General features: G+C 74.4%; 19 protein-coding genes. 13 read left to right on the top strand and 6 right to left on the bottom strand.

The window, feature by feature from the left end; translation table 11 throughout:
• Window positions 1–31: 31 nt before the first annotated feature.
• Window positions 32–1,081, top strand: coding sequence for a LacI family DNA-binding transcriptional regulator (locus CRP51_RS15380; RefSeq protein ID WP_097231773.1), 1,050 nt, complete (start codon window positions 32–34; stop codon window positions 1,079–1,081).
• On the opposite strand, the gene CRP51_RS15375 is transcribed toward CRP51_RS15380, so the two are convergent.
• From CRP51_RS15375 to CRP51_RS15365, 3 genes are all read right to left on the bottom strand, one after another.
• Window positions 1,078–1,554 carry a VOC family protein gene (locus tag CRP51_RS15375; protein WP_097231772.1) on the bottom strand — a complete coding sequence of 159 codons (477 nt, stop codon included), beginning with the start codon at window positions 1,552–1,554 and terminating at the stop codon, window positions 1,078–1,080. The genes CRP51_RS15380 and CRP51_RS15375 overlap by 4 nt on opposite strands.
• A 220-nt stretch (window positions 1,555–1,774) precedes the next feature.
• Window positions 1,775–2,884, bottom strand: a complete 1,110-nt coding sequence (locus CRP51_RS15370) for a Gfo/Idh/MocA family protein (protein WP_097231771.1) — start codon at window positions 2,882–2,884, stop codon at window positions 1,775–1,777.
• Complete coding sequence (locus CRP51_RS15365; RefSeq protein WP_097231770.1) at window positions 2,881–3,627, bottom strand: sugar phosphate isomerase/epimerase family protein; 747 nt, start codon at window positions 3,625–3,627, stop codon at window positions 2,881–2,883. Before CRP51_RS15365 ends, CRP51_RS15370 begins: the two co-directional genes overlap by 4 nt.
• A gap of 386 nt (window positions 3,628–4,013) precedes the next feature.
• Between CRP51_RS15365 and CRP51_RS30180 the strand changes: the two genes are divergently transcribed.
• The 6 genes from CRP51_RS30180 (at window position 4,014) to CRP51_RS15340 (ending at window position 9,764) form a co-directional block, all read left to right on the top strand.
• Entirely contained in the window at window positions 4,014–4,088 is a 75-nt protein-coding gene (locus tag CRP51_RS30180; protein ID WP_369333351.1) for a putative leader peptide, read from the top strand.
• A 279-nt stretch (window positions 4,089–4,367) separates the two neighbouring features.
• Entirely contained in the window at window positions 4,368–5,510 is a 1,143-nt protein-coding gene (locus CRP51_RS15360) for an ABC transporter substrate-binding protein (protein ID WP_097231769.1), read from the top strand.
• Entirely contained in the window at window positions 5,507–6,388 is an 882-nt protein-coding gene (locus tag CRP51_RS15355; RefSeq protein WP_097231768.1) for an ABC transporter permease, read from the top strand. Before CRP51_RS15360 ends, CRP51_RS15355 begins: the two co-directional genes overlap by 4 nt.
• Window positions 6,364–7,230 (top strand): ABC transporter ATP-binding protein, encoded by an 867-nt coding sequence (locus CRP51_RS15350; RefSeq protein WP_097231767.1) that lies wholly within the window; start codon window positions 6,364–6,366, stop codon window positions 7,228–7,230. Before CRP51_RS15355 ends, CRP51_RS15350 begins: the two co-directional genes overlap by 25 nt.
• Window positions 7,227–8,576 (top strand): LLM class flavin-dependent oxidoreductase, encoded by a 1,350-nt coding sequence (locus CRP51_RS15345; RefSeq protein ID WP_097231766.1) that lies wholly within the window; start codon window positions 7,227–7,229, stop codon window positions 8,574–8,576. Before CRP51_RS15350 ends, CRP51_RS15345 begins: the two co-directional genes overlap by 4 nt.
• Window positions 8,577–8,627: 51 nt before the next feature.
• The gene (locus CRP51_RS15340; protein WP_212615914.1) at window positions 8,628–9,764 is read left to right on the top strand and encodes an LLM class flavin-dependent oxidoreductase; all 1,137 of its coding nucleotides are present in this window, start codon (window positions 8,628–8,630) and stop codon (window positions 9,762–9,764) included.
• 64 nt (window positions 9,765–9,828) lie between these two features.
• Here the strand turns inward: CRP51_RS15340 and ssuE are convergent, their stop codons facing one another.
• Both ssuE and CRP51_RS15330 read right to left on the bottom strand, forming a co-directional pair.
• Window positions 9,829–10,407 carry an NADPH-dependent FMN reductase gene (ssuE, locus tag CRP51_RS15335; RefSeq protein WP_097231764.1) on the bottom strand — a complete coding sequence of 193 codons (579 nt, stop codon included), beginning with the start codon at window positions 10,405–10,407 and terminating at the stop codon, window positions 9,829–9,831.
• 76 nt (window positions 10,408–10,483) lie between these two features.
• A complete protein-coding gene (locus tag CRP51_RS15330; protein ID WP_097231763.1) occupies window positions 10,484–11,635 on the bottom strand; it encodes an LLM class flavin-dependent oxidoreductase in 1,152 nt (383 codons plus the stop codon).
• 549 nt (window positions 11,636–12,184) lie between these two features.
• Here CRP51_RS15330 and CRP51_RS15325 point away from each other — a divergent pair.
• The 4 genes from CRP51_RS15325 (at window position 12,185) to CRP51_RS15310 (ending at window position 15,010) form a co-directional block, all read left to right on the top strand.
• Window positions 12,185–13,462: a D-arabinono-1,4-lactone oxidase gene (locus CRP51_RS15325; protein WP_097231762.1), complete on the top strand. Its 1,278-nt coding sequence runs from the start codon at window positions 12,185–12,187 to the stop codon at window positions 13,460–13,462.
• A 73-nt stretch (window positions 13,463–13,535) separates the two neighbouring features.
• Complete coding sequence (locus CRP51_RS15320) at window positions 13,536–13,778, top strand: DUF2630 family protein (protein WP_097231761.1); 243 nt, start codon at window positions 13,536–13,538, stop codon at window positions 13,776–13,778.
• A 103-nt stretch (window positions 13,779–13,881) separates the two neighbouring features.
• Window positions 13,882–14,082: an antitoxin gene (locus CRP51_RS15315; protein ID WP_097231760.1), complete on the top strand. Its 201-nt coding sequence runs from the start codon at window positions 13,882–13,884 to the stop codon at window positions 14,080–14,082.
• Window positions 14,083–14,176: 94 nt separating this feature from the next.
• Complete coding sequence (locus CRP51_RS15310; protein ID WP_097231759.1) at window positions 14,177–15,010, top strand: TrmH family RNA methyltransferase; 834 nt, start codon at window positions 14,177–14,179, stop codon at window positions 15,008–15,010.
• 30 nt (window positions 15,011–15,040) lie between these two features.
• On the opposite strand, the gene CRP51_RS15305 is transcribed toward CRP51_RS15310, so the two are convergent.
• Entirely contained in the window at window positions 15,041–16,810 is a 1,770-nt protein-coding gene (locus tag CRP51_RS15305; RefSeq protein ID WP_097231758.1) for an ABC transporter ATP-binding protein, read from the bottom strand.
• 483 nt (window positions 16,811–17,293) lie between these two features.
• Here CRP51_RS15305 and CRP51_RS15300 point away from each other — a divergent pair, with 483 nt between their 5' ends.
• Together CRP51_RS15300 and CRP51_RS28510 are read left to right on the top strand one after the other, a co-directional pair.
• Window positions 17,294–18,472 carry a hypothetical protein gene (locus tag CRP51_RS15300; RefSeq protein WP_097231757.1) on the top strand — a complete coding sequence of 393 codons (1,179 nt, stop codon included), beginning with the start codon at window positions 17,294–17,296 and terminating at the stop codon, window positions 18,470–18,472.
• 106 nt (window positions 18,473–18,578) lie between these two features.
• Window positions 18,579–18,781 (top strand): hypothetical protein (locus CRP51_RS28510; RefSeq protein WP_212615912.1); only part of this gene is annotated, 203 nt, incomplete at its 3' end.

Raw genomic sequence — 18,781 nt, 5'->3', positions numbered from 1 at the left:
CCCGGCGGCGGGAGAAAGGACGGCGGACGCCATGCCGGAGACGGCCAACTCCCCGGGCACGCGACCGACGTTGCGGGACGTCGCGCAGCGCGCCGGGGTGAGCGCGATGACGGTCACCCGCGTGCTGCGGGACGACGACCGCGTCTCGGCCGCCACCAGGGAGCGGGTGCTGGCCTCGGTCGCCGAGCTGGGCTACCGGCCCAACACCGTCGCCCGCAGCCTGCGGCTGGGGCGCGGCAGCGGACTGGTCGGGCTGGTGGTGACCAACCTGGCCAACCCGTTCTACTCCCGGCTGGCGCTCGGCGTGGACAGCGTGGTCGGCGCGCACGGGCTGAAGACGGTGATAGGGAACACGCGGCAGAGCGTGGAGAACGAACGCGACCTGGTCGCCGACCTGGTGGGCCGCCGTGTCGACGGGATCGTGGTGGTGCCGGCCGGCGCCGACCAGCGGCATCTGGCGCAGGCGGCGGCGCAGGGCGTGCCGGTGGTCTGCGCCAGCCGCCCGCCGGTCGGGTTCGCCGCCGACCAGGTGCTGGTCGACGACCACGGCGGGGCGGTGGACGCGACGGAACGGCTGCTGGCCCTCGGCCACCGTGCCGTCGGCTACCTCGGGCCGCCGGCGAGCGTGCACACCAGCGTGGAGCGGCTGCGCGGCTACCGGGAGACGCTGGCCGCCGCCGGCGTCGCGGTGGACGAGCGGTATGTGCGGCAGGGGCCGGTGGACGTGGCGGGCGCCGAGGAGGCCGCCGGTGAGCTGCTGGCGCTTCCGGACCCGCCGACGGCGCTGTTCTGCTCCAACAACCGCAACACGATCGGCGCGTTCCGGGCGGTGCGGCGGGCGGGCCGTGCGGTGGCGCTGGCCGGGTTCGACGACTTCGAGCTGGCGGACATGGTGGGGCTGCCGCTTTCGGTGCAGTCCTACGACAGCGACGAACTGGGCCGGGAGGCCGGCCGGTTGCTGCTGGACCGGCTGCGCGGGGCGGCGGCCGGGGCCCCCGCCCCGCGCCGGGTGGTCCTGCCGACCCGGGCCCTCCAGTACGGCGAGCCGGGTCCCGCGGGTCCCGCCGGGGCTCGGCGTTAGCCGGCTGCCGCCGCGGCCTGGAGGCCGGCGATGTCGAGCTTGCCCATGCCGAACATCGCGCGGGTGACGCGGGCGGACTTCGCCCGGTCGGGGTCGGCGATCAGCTCGTTGAGCACCCTGGGCACGATCTGCCAGGACACGCCGAACCGGTCCTTCAGCCAACCGCAGGGGCCTTCCTGACCGCCGTCGGCGGTCAGCTTCGACCAGTAGCGGTCGATCTCCTCCTGGTCCTCGCAGGAGACATACAGCGACATCGCCTCGTTGAAGACGAACTCGGGGCCGCCGTTGAGCGCCAGATAGCTCTGGCCGGCCAGCTCGAACTCGATGGTCATCACCGAGCCCTCCTCACGGGGGCCGGCCTCGCCGTAGCGCTCGACGTGGACGACCCGCGAGTCGTCGAAGACCGACAGATACAGCTCGACGGCCTCCTCGGCCTGCCGGTCGAACCAGAGACACGGGCTGATCTTCCGCATGTGGGCTCCTCGCCATCGTTCGCGACTGACTGACGACGGGTAGACCGCGGCGCCTCCCGAAACTCATCGCCGCCGGGGGAACATCCGCGACGACATCGCGCGGCCACGCCCGTGGGCGGCGTCGGGGGCGCGGAAATCCGCGCGCAGGGCGAGGGGCGGGCCGCGGACGACCACCGAGCCGGACCGGCCGGGCCGGTGGTCGTCCGCGACGCCCGGCCGGTCAGGTCAGTTCGGCCACGTACGGGTCCCACTCCGCCGGCAGCGGCGAAGGCGCCGGGAGCGGGGCGTCCGCCCGTTCCCCGGCGAAGGCGTGCGCGTCGGCCGAGTCCAGCACCGCGGCCATCGTGCGCAGCACGTGCAGGCCCAACTCGCCGGAGGCCCGGTGGGGTTGACCGGTCCTCAGCGCGCGGGCCATCTCCAGGACACCGATGCCGCGACCGGCGGTGGTGCCGCTGACCGGGAGCTCCGACCAGTCGTCCGAGCCGTGGGACCGCACCCGCACGGGCCCGGTGAACGTGTTGGGGTCCGGCAGGGCCATCGCGCCCTCGCTCCCGACGACCTCGAACATGATGCGCGGCGCCGCCGAGTCGAAGCTGAAGACGGACGCGGCGCTGGGCCCGGAGTGGAACTCCAGCAGCGCGCTCACGTGCGTGGCCACGTCGACGGGGAACTCCTCGCCCGCCCTGGGCCCCGAGCCCGTGGTCCGGCTGCCGCGCCCGGTGCGGGCGGTGGCGGCGACCCGGGAGACGCCGCCGAAGAGGGCGACCAGGGTGGTGAGGTAGTAGGGGCCCACGTCGTAGAGGGGGCCCGCGCCCGGCTGGTAGAAGAAGGCCGGGTCGGGGTGCCATCCCTCGGGGCCGAGGCTCTGGACGGCGGTGTGGGCGGCGATCGGGGTGCCGATGTGCCCGGCCCGCACGGCGCGCAGCGCGGTCTGGATGCCGGCGCCGAGGAAGGTGTCCGGCGCGTTGCCCACCAGCAGCCCGCGCGCGGCCGCGGCGGCCAGCAGGCGTTCGCCGTCCGCCGGTTCCGTGGTCAGCGGCTTCTCGCCGTAGACGTGCTTGCCGGCCTCGACGGCGGCCGTCGCCACCTGGGCGTGGGCGGCCGGCACGGTGAGGTTGACGACGATCTCGACCTCGGGCAGTGCCAGCACGGTGTCGAGGTCGCCGGCGACCGGGATGCCGTGCTCGGCGGCGACCCGGGTGGCGCGTTCGGTGTCCAGGTCGGCGACGGCCAGCACACGCACGTCGGGGAAGCTGGTGAGGGCCTTCAGGTAGGCGCCGCTGATGACTCCGGCGCCGACCACCGCCACTCCCACGGGGCCGGTGCTCATGCGGGCTCCAGGGCGGTGACGTAGGCGCGGCTGGCGGCCAGCGCGTCGAAGAGGTCGGTGTCGCAGCTGTCCAGTTCGATGATCCGCAGCGCCTCGGGCGCGGCGGCGAGCACCTCGGGCACGGGCATCGCCCCGGCGCCGACGGCGAGATGGGCGCCGTCCCTGGTCAGCGGTCCGTCCTTGACGTGCAGGGCGCGCACCCGGTCGCCGAGCGCGGTCAGCAGGGCGGGGACGTCGGCTCCGCCGAGGGCGGCCCAGTAGGTGTCGACCTCCAGGAAGACGGCGGGGTCGAGGAGTTCGGCGAGGTGTTCCAGGGCGTGCCGGCCGTCGATCACCGGCTCCAGCTCCCACCAGTGGTTGTGGTAGCCCAGTCGCAGGCCGTGCCCGGCGGCGGTCTCGGCGAGCCCGTTGAGCAGGTCGGCGGCGCGGGCTATGCCGTCGCGGGTGGTGAAGTCCTCCTGCGGTATCCCGGCGGGGATGATGGCCAGCTCGGTGCCGATGGTGTTGACGGCGTCCAGCACGCGCCCCGGCTCGTCCTCGCGGAGCAGGGCGACGGCGTGGATCGCGGGCACGGTGAGGCCCAGTTCGTCGGCGAGCGCGCGGAAGCCCTCGGGGTCGTCGGTGGGGTCGTAGGGTTCGACGGCGGTGTACCCGATGTCGGCGATCCGGCGGAGTGCGGCGTCGCGGTCGGCGGTGAGCGCCTCGCGCACCGTGTAGAGCTGAACGCCCAGAGGTTCGGGCATGGTCGGGGCCTCCCGGGGGTGAACCTGCAATGCGGCCAGAGAGGACGATAATGCGCTTTTCGTCTCGGGCACAGGGGCCGCGGATCACGGAACCGACCAGTCGGAACGTGCCCTCCGGGCGGTGCGACCAATCCCCCGCGCCGCGGTCCCGGTGCGCGGGCGGCGGCGGGCCGTCCGCTCCGCGGACGACGTCACGCCGATTTAACCCACCGGTCGAACCGCCGCCGCGCCCCCTCGACGCCCTGCTCGGGGCGGGGGGTGGGACGTCACGGTGTTGCCCCGCGTTGCCCCGGTGTGACGGCGGCACGACGGGCGTGGGAACGGCGTCCCGGGGCCGGTTCCGGACGCCTTGACCCTTCGTTCTGGCGTTCGCTACGTTCCCCGTCATGCGGACCTCCGAGCAGTTCACCGAGCGCCGCGCCGTCGATCTGATGCGCGTGAGCACCGCCATCTGTCGCTGACCGCCGACCCCCGGCCCGCTCGGCCGGCCGCGCCGGATCCCCGCGCGCCGGGCCCCCGCCCGTTCCGCCTCCCCTCGCGCGCCCCGTCGCGTCCCTCCCGCCTCCCGGCGCGGCCCACCCGCGCCGCGCGGCCGCGCGGCGCCTCCGAACGGCCGCGCCCCACCGGCCACTTCCCCGCCCCCGGCCGCCTCCTCCGCCCCCGGCCGCCTCCTCCACCTCCGCGACGCCGGCCCCGGCGTGGAGCCGCCCCGTGGCGCTCCCTCACCCCTGGAACCACCTATGCCTCCATCTCGCCCCCCGTCCCGCTCCCGCGCCGGCCGACGGCGCACCGCGCTCGGCGCGGCGCTGTTGCTGGGCCCCCTGCTGCTCGCCACCGGCTGCGCGGAGGACCCGGCGACCGCCGACGCCGCCGCACTCGCCGACACCCCGATCCCCGAGACCGTCTCCCCCGACACCAAGCTCACCATCGGCGCCCCCGAGGCCGAGGTCGCCCTCGAACTCTCCGGCCTCGTCGACGAGATCCCCTTCGAGGTGGAGTGGGCCAACCTCAGCGGCGGCCCGCAGTGCTCCGAGGCGTTCCGCGCCGACTCGCTGGACGTCTGCTCGGCCGCCGAGGTCCCCTCGATCCACGCGCACTGGACCGGCCTCGACACCAGGCTGGTGGCGGCCCAGTTCCGCCAGGACCCCCTCGCCAACCCGATCTACCAGCTGGGGATCGCGCCGGGCGCGGACATCGAGGAGCTGTCCGACCTGCGCGGCCGGAAGATCGCGTTCAGTCCGGGCCAGGCCCAGGGCGCCCTGATCCTGCGGGTGCTGGCCGCCGCCGGGCTCGCCCCCGAGGACGTGGAGCTGGTCGAGCTGCCCAGCACCGGCGACGTCTACCCGACCGCGCTCGGCAGCGGCCAGGTCGAGGTGGCCCCGCTCGGCTCCGTCCACATCCGCCGCTATGTCGAGCAGTACGGGGCGGAGGGCGGCACCCTCCTGCCGCACGGCCTGCGGGACGACCCCGCCCACCTGTGGGTGCCGACCGCGTCCGTGAGCGACCCGGAGAAGGCGGCGGCGATCCGGGAGTTCGTGCGGATCTGGGCCCGCGCCCAGATCTGGGTGGACCAGCACCCCGAGGAGTGGATCGCCGGCTACTACGTCGCCGACCAGGGCCTCACCCCGGAGGACGGCGCCTATCTGGTCGAGCAGAACGGCCACCCCGACCTGCCCGCCGACTGGAGCGGCGCCATCGAACGCCAGCAGCAGACCATCGACCTGCTCGCCGAGGAGTTGGGCAACGAGCCGTTCGACGCGGAGCTCCTCTTCGACCGGCGCTTCGAGACGGTCGCCGCCGAGGCGGTCGCGGCCGAGACCGGCGCGGCGGACGCGGCAGACGAGGCCGGCACCGACGCGGACGAGGAGGGCGGTTCCCGATGAGCACCGAGGTCTCGGGCCGCGCGGCGCCCGCCGTCGAGGCGGGTCCCGAGCGCCCGCGCTCCGGCGGGGGCCCCAGGCCGGCCCCGCCGAGGCGGCGGCGCGGCAGGCGGCTGGGCCCCGGCAGGCCCATCCCGTTCGCCTGGGCGATCGGACCGCTGCTGCTGCTGGCGGTCTGGTCGGTCGGCTCGGCCGCCGGCTGGATCGACGAGCGGAACCTCTCCGCCCCCTGGGACGTGCTCGCCACCGCCCGCGAGCTGATCGAGGACGGCCGGCTCCAGGAGCACCTGGCGGCCTCCACCGAACGCGCCCTGACCGGGCTGGCGTTCGGCGTCGGCGTCGGCCTGCTGCTGGCGGTGGTCGCCGGCCTCAGCCGGCTGGGCGAGGGCGTCATCGACGGCCCCGTGCAGATCAAGCGCTCCATCCCCTCGCTCGCCCTGATCCCGCTGCTCATCCTGTGGTTCGGCATCGGCGAGTCCATGAAGGTCATCACCATCACGCTCGGCGTGCTGGTCCCCGTCTACATCCACACCCACCACGGGCTGCGCTCCATCGACAGCCGCTACGTGGAGCTGGCCGAGACGCTCCGGCTCAGCCGCCGGGGCTTCCTGCGGCACGTGGTGCTGCCGGGCGCGCTGCCCGGCTTCCTGCTGGGGCTGCGGTTCGCCGTGACCTCGGCCTGGCTCTCGCTGGTGGTGGTCGAGCAGGTCAACGCCACCAGCGGCATCGGCTACATGATGGAACTGGCGCGCACCTACGGCCAGACGGACGTCATCCTCGTCGGCCTGGTGGTCTACGGACTGCTCGGGCTGCTCTCCGACGGCCTGGTCAGGCTGGCCCAGAGAAAGGCGCTGTCATGGCGACGCACCCTGGCGGACTGACCGCCGCACCCGCCGTCCGGATCGCCTCGCTGGTCCGGGAGTTCGCCGGCCGCCGGGTGCTGGACGCGCTGGACCTGGAGATCGCCCCCGACGAGTTCGTCGCACTGATCGGCCGCAGCGGCTCCGGCAAGAGCACCCTGCTGCGGGTGCTCGCCGGCATCGACCGCGAGGTCACCGGGTACGCCGAGCTGACCGCGCCGGAGAACGTCTCGGTGGTCTTCCAGGACGCCAGACTGCTGCCCTGGAAGCGGGTCGTGGACAACGTCGCGCTCGGGCTCCCGGGCCCCGGCGCGACGGAACGCGCCGGGACCGCGCTGGCCGAGGTCGGCCTCGCCGGCCGGGAGGCCGCCTGGCCGGTGGAGCTCTCCGGCGGCGAACAGCAGCGGGTCGCGCTGGCCCGCTCCCTGGTGCGCGAACCCGAACTCCTGCTGGCCGACGAGCCGTTCGGCGCGTTGGACGCCCTCACCCGGTTGCGGATGCACGCGCTGCTGCGGCGGCTGTGCGCCCGGCACCGCCCGGCGGTGCTGCTGGTCACCCACGACGTGGACGAGGCCATCGCGCTGGCCGACCGCGTCGTGGTGCTCGACGGCGGCCGGATCGCGGCCGACCTGCGCGTCGAGCTGCCGGCCCCGCGCCGCCCCGGCACCGCCAGCTACGCGGCGCTGCGCGACCGGTTGCTGACCCTGCTGGGCCTCGACCCCGCGCTCGACGGCCTCCCGGAGGAGGACGCCCTCCCCGGGCCGGCCGACGGCCGGGGCGGACCGGCCGGGCCCTCCGACCGCGCGCCGGCGCCGGAGTCCCGGGAGAACCGCACGGAACGAGCGAACGGGGAACGCGCGTGACGCGACGTCAGCTCCATCTCAACCTCTTCGTCTACCCGGGCGGCCACCACGAGGCGGCCTGGCGCTACCGGGGCTCGGCGCCGGAACGGATGCTGGACGCCCACTACTACCAGGAGATCGCCCGCCGCGCCGAGGCCGAGAAGTTCGACGCCGTCTTCCTGGCCGACGGCCCGGCGCTGGCCGACAACGTCCGCTACGCCAGCAGGTTCCGGCTGGAGCCGTTCACCTCGCTGGCGAGCCTCGCCGCCGTCACCGCACGCGTCGGGCTGATCGCCACGGCCTCCACCACCTACTTCGAGCCGTACAACCTGGCACGCCTCCTCGCCTCCCTCGACCACCTCAGCGGCGGCCGGGCCGGCTGGAACATCGTCACCACGGGAGCGCCCCAGGCGGCCGGCAACTTCGGCCTGGAGGCGCACCCGGTGCACGCCGAACGCTACGACCGGGCGCGGGAGTTCGTCGAGGTGGTGACGAAGCTCTGGGACAGCTGGGAGGACGAGGCGCTGGTCGCCGACCCGGTCTCCGGCCTCTTCGCCGACACCGACCGGGTGCACCCCGTCGAGCACCGCGGCAGGCATTTCACGGTGCGCGGGCCGCTCAACATCCCGCGCGGCCCGCAGGGCCGCCCCGTCTACGTGCAGGCCGGCTCCTCCGAGGACGGCCGCGCCTTCGCCGCCCGGCACGCCGAGGCGGTGTTCACGGCCCATCAGACACTGGGCGGCGGACAGGAGTTCTACGCCGACGTCAAGCGCAGGGCGGCCGCCCTGGGACGCGATCCGGACCGGCTGCTGGTGCTGCCCGGCATCAGTCCGTTCCTCGGCGCGACCGAGGCCGAGGCGCGGGCGCTGCACGACGAGTTCAACGAGCTGACACAGCCCGAGTACTCGCTCCAGACACTCCACCGGATCCTCGGACTGCGCCTGTCCACCGCCCAGTTGGACGGCCCGGTGCCGCGCGAACTGATCGAGACCGAAGGCGAACGCGGCAACGGCAGCAGGTTCCGGGTGGTCCTGGACATCATCGAACGCGAACGCCCCACCGTGCGGCAGCTGTTGCACCGGCTGGCCGGCGCCAGGGGGCACCGCGTCGTGGTGGGCACCCCCGAGCAGGTGGCCGACCAGATGCAGGAGTGGTTCGAGAACGGCGCCGCCGACGGGTTCAACATCATGCCCCCGTGGCTGACCGGCGGCTTCGACGTCTTCGCCGAGCGGGTGGTGCCGCTGCTGCGCGCCCGCGGCCTGTTCCGCGAGGAGTACGAGGGCCGCACCCTGCGCGACCACTACGGCCTCCCCCGCCCCGAGGCCGTCCGGCCCGTCCCCGCCCCGGCGGGACGCGACGCCGGCTGAGCCCGCCCCCGTTGCCGCCGCACCGTGTCGCCCCACCGCGAAGGGGGTCCCGTGACCCGAAGGACCGTGCCGCTGTCCGTCCTCGACCTGGCGCCGATCAGCTCCGGGGCGGACGCCGCCACCGCGCTGCGCCGCACCGTCGACCTCGCCCGCCACGCCGAGGAGTGGGGCTACCACCGCTACTGGCTGGCCGAGCACCATCTGGCCCCCGGCGTGGCCAGCTCCCAGCCCGCGCTGGTGATCGGGCTGGTCGCCGGGGCGACCCGCACCATCCGGGTGGGCTCGGGCGCCGTCCAACTCGGCTTCCCCACCGCGCTGTCGGTGGTCGAGCAGTTCGGCACCCTGGACGCCGTCGCCCCGGGCCGCGTCGACCTCGGCCTGGGGCGCGCCGGGCAACGCGCCCGGAGCGACGGCGGGGCGCCGGCACCGCCGTCCCCACCGCCGCCGACGCGGACGGTGGACGGGGTGGTGATCCCGCCGCCGTTCGCTCCGGGGAAACTGCTGAGCCTGCCGGGGTTCGCGGCGCGCCAGGAGCTGCTGCGCCCGCCTGGCGCCCGGCCGCGCGACTACGGGGAGCAGGTGGACGAGATCCGCGCCCTGCTCGCCGGCACGTTCCGCACCCCGGACGGCCACCCCGTCCGGGCGGTGCCCGGCGAGGGCGCGGCGCTCCAACTGTGGGTGCTGGGCTCCAGCGGCGGCGAGAGCGCCCGGGTCGCGGGGGCGCGGGGCCTGCCGTTCACCGCCAACTACCACGTGAGTCCGGGCACCGTCCTGGAGACGGTGGCCGCCTACCGCGCGGCGTTCGTGCCCACGGCCGAGCACCCCGAGCCGCGGGTGCAGGTCTCCGCCGACGTGCTGGTCGCCGAGGACGAGCCCACCGCGCGGCGGCTGTCGGCCGGCTACGGGCCCTGGGTGCGGGCGATCCGCACCGGGCGGGGAGCCATCCCCTACCCCAGCCCGGAGGAGGCCGCCGGCCTGGTGCTCGACGACGAGGAACGGGCGCTGGTCCAGGACAGGTTGGACACCCGCTTCGTGGGAACGCCCGCCCGGGTCGCCGAGGGGCTGGCCCGGCTGCGCGACCTCACGGACGCCGACGAGCTGCTGGTCACCACGATCACCCATGACCACGCCGCCCGGCTGCGCTCCTACCGGCTGCTGGCCGACGCCTGGGGCCTCGGCAGGGACTGAGCCTTCCGGTGCGCCGCGCCCCGGGAGGCCCGGGGCGCGGCCGCACCGCCGCGGGAAGCGCCGCTCAGTAGGCCGCGCCCGACAGCCCCGCCACCGCCGCCGACCGCGCCCCGCGCGCGGCGAGTTCCGTGGAGAACAGGTCGACCAGCTGCTCCAGCGGCTCGGCCGCCGTCGGCGCCAGCGTCACGGCACCGCCCGCGTCGCTCTGGATGTCCCGGTCGAGCACGAACCAGCCGGGGGTGACGTGCCGGGCTCCCATCGCGGAGAGCACCGGCCGCAACGCGTAGTCCACGGCCAGCACGTGGGCCGAGCTGCCCCCGGTGGCCAGCGGCAGCACCGTCTTCCCGGTCAGCGCGTACTGCGGCAGCAGGTCCAGCAGGCACTTCAGCAGCCCGGAGTAGGCCGCCTTGTAGACGGGAGTGCCGACCACCACCCCCTGGGCGCCGGACAGCTGCCGGTTGACCTCGACGAGCGCCGGATGGCGCGGGTCCGCGCCGAGCAGCGCGTCGGCGGGCAGGGAGCGGACGTCGAGCGGTATCACCTCGTGCCCCTGGAGCGCGAGCCGCGCGTCGAGGTGGCGCAGCAGCCTGGCGGTGCGCGAGGTGGGCGAGGGACTTCCGGACAGGGACAGGACGACGGCCATCAGGACTCCTCGGTGGGGGTGGCGGTGGACTCCGTTGCCTCGGAGGGGTGTCGGGCCGGGGCGGGCCCCCCGCCGGTCATCGGGCGCCGACCGGGACGGCCGGTGCGGCGGCCGGCTCCGGCGCGGGGTGCCCCGGGCGGCTCCACAGGCCACGGGCGGCGAGGCGCGGCAGGACGTTCTCGCCGAACCAGTAGGCCTCCTCCAGGTGCGGGTAGCCGGAGAGCACGAACTCCTCGACGCCGACGGCCCGGTACTCCTCGACCAGTCCCGCCACCTCGTCGTGGCTGCCGACCAGCGCGGTGCCGGCGCCGCCGCGCACCAGGCCGATGCCGGCCCACAGGCCCGGGTGGATCTCCAGGTTGTCGCGGGTGCCGCCGTGCAGGTCCAGCATCCGCCGCTGGCCCTCCGACTCGCTGAGCCGCAGGGTCCGCTGGGCCGCGGCGACCTCCTCGGCGCCGAAGCCGGAGAGCAGCCGCCCGGCCTCGGCCCACGCCTGCTCCGAGGTGTCGCGGGTGATGACGTGCAGCCGCACCCCGAAGCGGAGTCGCCGCCCTTCCGCCTCGGCGAGACCGCGCACCCAGGCGATCTTCTCCGCGACCTGGGCCGGCGGTTCGCCCCAGGTGAGATACACGTCGGCGTGCCGGGCGGCGACGGGCCCCGCGGCGGCCGACGAGCCGCCGAAGTAGATCCGCGGAACCGGCTCCGGCAGCCGTGTCAACCGGGCCCGCTCGATCCGGAGATGCTCCCCCGCGTGGTCGACCGTCCCGCCGCGCCACAGCCCCCGCACCACGCCGAGGAACTCGTCGGTGCGGGCGTAGCGGGCGTCCTTGTCCAACGTGTCGCCGTAGGCGCGCTGTTCGCGGCTCTCGCCGCCGGTGACCACGTTCAGCAGCAGCCGCCCGCCGGTCTGACGCTGGTAGGTGGTGGCCATCTGGGCGGCCAGGGTGGGCGAGATCAGGCCCGGTCGGAAGGCGACGAGGAACTTGAGCCGCTCGGTGTGCCGGGCGATCATCGCCGTGGTCAGCCAGGCGTCCTCGCACCAGGCGCCGGTGGGGGTCAACGCGCCGGCGAAGCCGACGTGTTCCGCCGCCCTGGCGATCTGGCCGAGGTAGTCGACGGTGGGCGGCCGGTCGCCGCCGGCGGCGTTGACCGGGGTGCCGTGGCCGCCGCCGACGACGTGACGGCTGTCGCCGCTGGTGGGCAGGAACCAGTGGAAGGTCAGGGACATGAAGGCGTCGCTCCTCACGGCGGGCGGCCGACGGGCCCCGCACGCGCCCCGGCGCGCGGCGGTCGCCACGCGAGCGGGGGCGCGCGGGGTCGACCGCGCGATGAGCGGCCTCGGGGGAGGCCGTGAGTGGAGAGGGGCCCGCCGGCCACGGGCCGGCCGGGCGGCAGGGGGAGGGAGAGGGCCGGGCCTCAGCGGCGCGCGCGGGCGCCACCCGCCGGTGGGCGGGGGGAACGGGGAACGCGCGGCGCGGACCGGGGAGTCGGCGGGATCAGCGACAGACGGGACACATCGCGGCGGCCACGCGGAGGAGGTCCACGCAGCGGCGGCGGGTCAGGGTCCTGGCACCGGGCATGACTCGATGCAAGCACGGCCCCCCGGGAGCGTCAATGGCCCGCTCGCCATGCGAGACGGGCCGCGCGCCGGCCGGGTTGTGGGCGCAAAGGGCGCGCGCTCCCCCGGTCGACGTAGGGCACGTGCCGGACGCCCCGCCGCGAGAATCCTCCCCAGGGCCACTACTCTCGGTGGCGGGTTTCGTATTACGGTCGACCCATGCGGACAAGCGAGGCTCGGACACGGAACTGGGCGGGCAACATCACCTTCGGCGCCGCGCGGCTCCATCGGCCGAGTTCGCTCGACGAGCTGCGCCGGATCGTCGCCGGTGCTCAGCGGGCCCATGTGCTGGGCAGCGGACACTCGTTCAACCGGATAGCCGACACCGAGGGCGACCTGCTGCGGGTGGACGGGCTGCCGCCCCGGGTGGAGATCGACCGCGACGCCGGGCTGGTGACGCTCAGTGCCGGAATGCGCTATGGCGAGTTGACCGCCGAGCTGCACGCGGCGGGCCTCGCCCTCGCCAACCTCGCCTCACTGCCGCACATCTCCGTCGCCGGCTCGGTGGCGACCGGCACCCACGGCTCGGGGAACGGGCTGCGCGGGCTGGCCTCGGCGGTCACCGCGATGGAGTTCGTCGGCGCAGACGGCGAGCTGTTCACGCTGAGCCGCGCGGCCGACCCGGAGCGCTTCCCTGGCGCCGTGGTGCACCTGGGCGCGCTGGGCGTGGTCACGGCGCTCACCCTGGAGGTGGAGCCGGCGTTCGAGGTGGCGCAGTGGGTCACCACGGACGTGCCGCTGGACGCGGTCGTCGCCGGGTATCCGGAGATCGCCGCGAGCGCCTACAGCGTCAGCGTCTTCTCCGACTTCCACGGCGGAAGGGCCACCGTCCTGGTCAAGCGCCGGCTCGACCGCGAGGAGGCGCGGCACCCGGGCGAGCGCTGGCTGGGCGGCACACCGGCCGCCGGCCCCTGGCACCCGATACCGGGGATGCCGGCCACCTTCTGCACCGAGCAGGGCGGGGTGCCGGGCCCCTGGCACGAGCGGCTGCCGCACTTCAGGGCCGAGTTCACGCCGAGCCGCGGCGAGGAGCTGCAGTCGGAGCTCTTCCTGCCCAGGGAGCGGGCCGTCGAGGCGGTGCGGGAGCTGCGCGGGATGGCGGACCGGTTCGCCGGGGTGCTGCAGACCGCGGAGCTGCGCACCATCGCCTCCGACGACCTGTGGCTGAGCCCCACCGAGGGCCGGGACTCGATGGCGGTCCACTTCACCTGGGTGAAGGACATCGAGACCGTGCTCCCCGTCCTGGCCGAGGTGGAGTCCCGGCTGCTGCCGCTGGGCGCCCGCCCGCACTGGGGGAAGGTCACGGCGGCCACGCCGGCCGCGATCGCCGCCTGCTACCCCCGGCTGGCGGACTTCCGGCGTCTCGCCGAGTCGCTGGACCCGGAGGGGCGCTTCCGCAACGCCTACCTGGACGGTGTGCTGGCCGCCGCCGGCTGAGCGGCGGCCTTCCCGCCGGCCGCCCGGCGCCGGCCGAATGGCCGACCCCGGCGGGGGCACCTACGCTGACCCCATGGACGACAAGGACATCCTCGCCCGCGTCGACGAGCTGGTCGCCGAGGAGCGCGCCCTCAGGGACCGCTCCACGGGGCGCGGCCTCGGCACGGAGGAGCGGGTGCGCCTGGACGACCTGGAGGTCAGGCTCGACCAGTGCTGGGACCTGCTGCGCCAGCGGCGGGCCCGGGACGAGTTCGGCACCGACCCGAACACGGCGACCACCCGCCCCGCCCGCGAGGTCGAGGGCTACGAGTCGTAGCGGGCCCGGCGGCCGGGCGGCGGCTGCGCGTGGAGCACCGGCCGCGGGGCATGGGATCATGGGTGACCAGGCAGTTCCGGGTGAGCGCGGAAGGGAGACCCACATGTTCGGAGCCCTCAAGAACCTCAAGGGCAAGGCCGCGGAGATCGCCGAGCAGCACGGCGACAAGATCGCGGACGGCGTGGAGAAGGTCGGCGACTTCGTCGACAGCAAGACCGGCGGCAAGCACAGCGACAAGATCGACTCGGCCGTCGACAAGACGCAGGACATGGTGGAGAAGCTGGGCGACGACAAGAAGAAGTGACCCCCGTGCCGGGGGCGGCGGGCGGGAGGCGCGGCGGCCGGGCCGCCGTGTAGCCTCGGCCCCCGGCAGGCGGACTTCTCAAGGGCGGGACCAGGTGGCGGTGCGGCGGATCACGACCAGGAACGCGGCCTTCCAGCAGTGGCAGGCGCAGCTGACCAACCGCACCAAGCGGCAGCGGGCCGGCGAGTTCCTGGTGCAGGGCGTGCGTCCCATCTCGCTCGCGGTGGAGCGCGGCTGGCGCGTCAGGACCCTGCTCCACGACGCCGACCGCCCCCCGACCGGCTGGGCCGGCCGGCTGCTCGCCGAGGTGCCGGCCGAGCGCGTGGCCATGGCGCCCGAGTTGCTCGCCGAGCTGGGCGAGAAGGACGCGGGGCCGCCGGAGCTGATCGCCGTCGCCGAGCTGCCGCCGGACGACCTCTCCCGCATCCCGCTCGCGGGCCCGGCCGCCGAATCCTTCCTCGGCGTGGTCTTCGACCGCCCCACCAGCCCGGGGAACATCGGCAGCCTGATCCGTTCCGCGGACGCCTTCGGCGCCTCCGGTCTGGTGGTGACCGGCCATGCCGCCGACGTCTACGACCCCAAGTCGGTGCGGGCGAGCACGGGTTCGCTCTTCGCCCTCCCCGTGGTGCGCGCCCCCGGCCACCGCGAGGTGCTCGACTGGCTCGCCGGGTCCGCGCCGGCGGACCGGCCGGTGACCGTGGTCGGCACCGACGAGAGCGGCACGGTCCCGGTCGACGCGTGCGACCTGACCGGCCCCGTGCTGCTGCTCGTCGGCAACGAGACCCGCGGCCTGAGCGCCGCCTGGCGCGACCGCTGCGACGTGCTGGTCTCCATCCCGATGACGGGCTCGGCCAGTTCGCTCAACGCGGCCAACGCCGCCAGCGTGGTCCTCTACGAGGCCGCCCGCCAGCGCCGCGCGGCGCGCTGAACGCACCCGCCCGGCGGGCGGCCCCGCCGCTCACCGCACCTGCCCCGCCCGCAGCGCGGCGTACGCGCCGTCGCGTGCCAGCAGTTCCTCGTGGGTGCCGGTCTCCACGATCTCCCCGCCGTCCATCACCACGATCCGGTCGGCGCCCCTGATCGTCGACAGCCGGTGGGCGACCACGAAGGTGGTGCGCCCGGCGACCAGCCGCCCCAGGGCCTCCTGCACCAACGCCTCCGAGCGGGTGTCGAGCGCCGAGGTCGCCTCGTCGAGGATCAGCACGCGCGGGTCGCGGATCAACGCCCGGGCGATGGCCAGTCGTTGGCGCTGCCCGCCGGAGAGCCGCGCGCCGTGCTCGCCCACCACGGCGTCCAGCCCACCGGGCAGCCGGTCGACGAACTCCAGCGCGTTGGCCGCCGCCAGCGCCTCCCGCACCACCGTCTCGTCGGCGTCCTCCATGCCGTAGGCGACGTTCTCCCTGACGGTTCCCTCGAAGAGGATCGACTCCTGGGGCACCACCGAGACGAAGCGGCGGTACGTGCGCAGGTCCAGCCCGCTCATGTCGACGCCGTCGAGGAGCAGTCGGCCGCGACTGGGGCGGTGGAAGCCGATGAGCAGGTTCAGCACCGTGGACTTGCCGGCGCCCGAGGCGCCGACCAGCGCGATCGTCTCGCCGGGCGCGACGGCCAGGTTCATCCCCCGCACCGCCGTCCGTTCACCGTCGTCCTCGTAGCCGAAGGAGACGTCGTCGAAGGTGAACGCGCCCCGTACGGACGAGACCTCGGCCTTGCCCTGGTTCTCCTCCAGCGCCGGGGCCTGCAACACCTCCCCCACCGAACGCACCGACTCCAGTCCCTTGGTGATGACCGGCACGAGCGAGAGCAGCGTGGTCGTCGAGTTGGTCAGGGTGGTGAGGAACGCGCTGAGCATCACCACGTCGCCCGGGGTCACGTCCCACACCTCGTAGTAGGCGACCAGCGCGGCGCCGGTGAGGAAGGAGAGACCGAGGATGTTCAGAAAGACCCAGGAGGCCGAGGCGACCCGGCCGTTGATCAGGTCGAGCCTGAGGGCCGAGTCCAGCACCCGCCGCAGGGTGCCGTTCATCCGGCGCATCGCGTTGTCCTCCAGGCCGTGCGCCCGGGTGACCGAGATCAGCCGGGTCATCTCGGCGACGCGCGAGGAGAGTTGCTCGACATCGCGCCGGAAGTGCTCGTTGCGGCTGCGCAGTCGCAGCCGCATCCGCATCACGAGCAGCGCGGCGCACGGCACCACGACCAGGAAGATCGGCAGGAACTCGGGGGCCCGCAGGCCGATGATGACCAGCCCGCCGATCAGCACCGTCGAGGCGCCCAGCCCCATCTCGGTGGTCTGCTGCACCATCTGCTCGATGGTCTCGACGTCGCGCACCACCTTCGCCTGGAGCACGCCGGCGCTGACGCGGTTGTGGTAGCCGATGGAGAGCTGCTGCATCCGGGTGCAGAGCGCGGAACGCAGCCCGGTGCCCATGCGCCGCACGCTGCCGAACATCAGGCGCACCCAGAGCAGGTGCAGCGGGAAGTTGATCAGCAGGATCACCAGCACGATGCCCGCGCTGGACCACAGGTTGCCGATCGGCAGATGGTCCACCACGGTGTCGACGATGGCGGCCGTGGTCAGCGGCAGCAGCCAGATCGGGCTGTGCTTCACGGTGAAGACCACGCAGGCGAGGGCGATCTTCCAACGGTCGGGACGGAGTAGCCAGACGAGAGTGCGGACCGGGTGCTCGCCCCGGTATCGGTGTTCGAGCGGGGCTACCGGCGGAGCCACGGTGGATCGCCTCCAGAGAAAGCGCTTTCGGCCTCCCAGACCCTACCCCCGGGATCCCGTTCCGCCACCCGCCCACCGAAGGCACCGAGGTTGGCCGGACCACCGCGCCCGGGGACGCGAGCCACTCCGACCCGCCCCCGGCCGACACCGCGTGGTGGTCGCCCGCCGGCGACTCCCCGCCGGCGAGCGTCGCCCGGCTCCACGTTCGGCGGGCCATGTCGCCGGCCGAACTCCCACGAGCCGGCCCGACGGTCCGCGCCGCCCCGTTCATCGCAAACGTTTCAATAGGCGTCACCCGCGTCCGAGTCATTGACCGCCCCCCACCCCGTTGCCATACTGCCAAGCCGCGAGCGCATCCAAGGCGCACGCGTCAAGCACGCACTCCCCAGTACCCCTCACCGGAGGACCAACGACGTCGCATTGAATGAATCGATTCACAGCGCGCGTTCCTTGGGCCTCCCCTCCCCCACTCAGGAGTCAGCGATGGGAAGCAGAGCCGCACTCCCCCGCAGGCGCGGATTCGCGCTGTGGGCCGCCGGGTTGGCGGTCTTACTCAGCTCCGGCGGTGCCACCACCGCACTGGCCGGCGAGGCCGGCGGCACCCCACGGGCCGCCGACGTCTCCCCGTCGGCCTGCGGCGACGGCAGCTACGACGCCGAGGTGACGCGGGACGGCGACACCTGGAACGCCCCCGGCTACAGCGGGGGTTCGATGCTGGAGGCCATGCGCGCCGGGGTCGCCAGCCTGACCGAGGGCCGCACCGGCATCGAGTCCGTGGTCGTGCGCGGCTCCGGCGACGTGCCGGCCGACCAGTCGCTCGACCTGCCGAGCCACACCTCCCTCGAGGTCTGCGGAACGCTCAACGTCACCGGCCAGATGGCCGCCACCCACGCCCCGATCCGGGTGCGCGACGCGCGGAACGTGGCGATCCCCCACGTCGGGAACATGCACGGCGCCCCGTACTTCGGGATCTTCGTGCAGAACTCGCACGACGTGGCCATGGGCGACATCACCATGGAACTCAACGGCGGACTCGGTATCCGCGTGGACAACCACCGCGACACCGGTCAGCGCACCACCAACGTCAGCCTGGACTCCGCCACCATCTCGGGCGCCGGCAGCCACGCCGTGGAGACCTACGGCGTGGACGGCTTCACCGCCGGCACCATCACCGCCTCCTCGGTGGGCGAGTCCGCGCTGCTGCTCAACGACACGGTCAACGCCGACATCGGGACCATCGACGCCACCGACGTCGCGACCGGCACCGGCTACGCCGCGTTCCGGATGGCCAACCGCAACGGCGCGCTCAACGGCTACCAGACCAACATCCACGTCGGCGAGGTGATCGCCAGGGGCGGCGGGCGCGGGATCTTCTGCGTCTCGGAGAGCGGCGGCGCGGTCATCGACCGGGTCGACATCGCCGACACCGGCAACAACGCCATCCTGATCGAGAACTGCTACAACGTGACCATCGCCAGCCAGGGGGGCACCGTCTCCGGCGGCGGCGAGGTGCGGCTCGCGGCCCGCACCGAGTTCGCCAACAACCGCGACATCACCCTGAGCAACTTCACCCTGATCGACTCCGCGCTCACCGAGAACCCCTGCGGCGAGAACGTGTCGATCAGCGTCACCTTCCAGAACAGCGCCGACAACAGCTGCTGAACCACCGGCGCGACGCCGCCGGTTGACGGGCGTCCGTGGCGGCACCCCTCGCCGCCGCGGACGCCCTCGCACGAGCGCACGACCCGTTCCACGGAGAGGAATCGCCATGCCACGTTCCAGACGAGTACGCGGAGCGGCCGCCGTCGCCCTGGCCGGTCTGTTGTCGGTCGGGTTGTGGGGTGGTGGGGCGCCGGGTGCGGTGGCCGAGGACGCGGGTGCCGGCGCGGGGTCGGGTGTCGCGGAGCGGTCGGGTCCGCGGTTGGAGGCGTTGGACCGGGGGCTGGTGGCGGTCGCGCAGGAGGAGGGGGT

The organism is Streptomyces zhaozhouensis (assembly GCF_900230195.1).
Classification (GTDB): Bacteria; Actinomycetota; Actinomycetes; order Streptomycetales; family Streptomycetaceae; genus Streptomyces; species Streptomyces zhaozhouensis.
The sequence above is the reverse complement of the archived record's forward strand: the minus strand, read 5'-3'. Positions and strand labels throughout refer to the sequence as shown.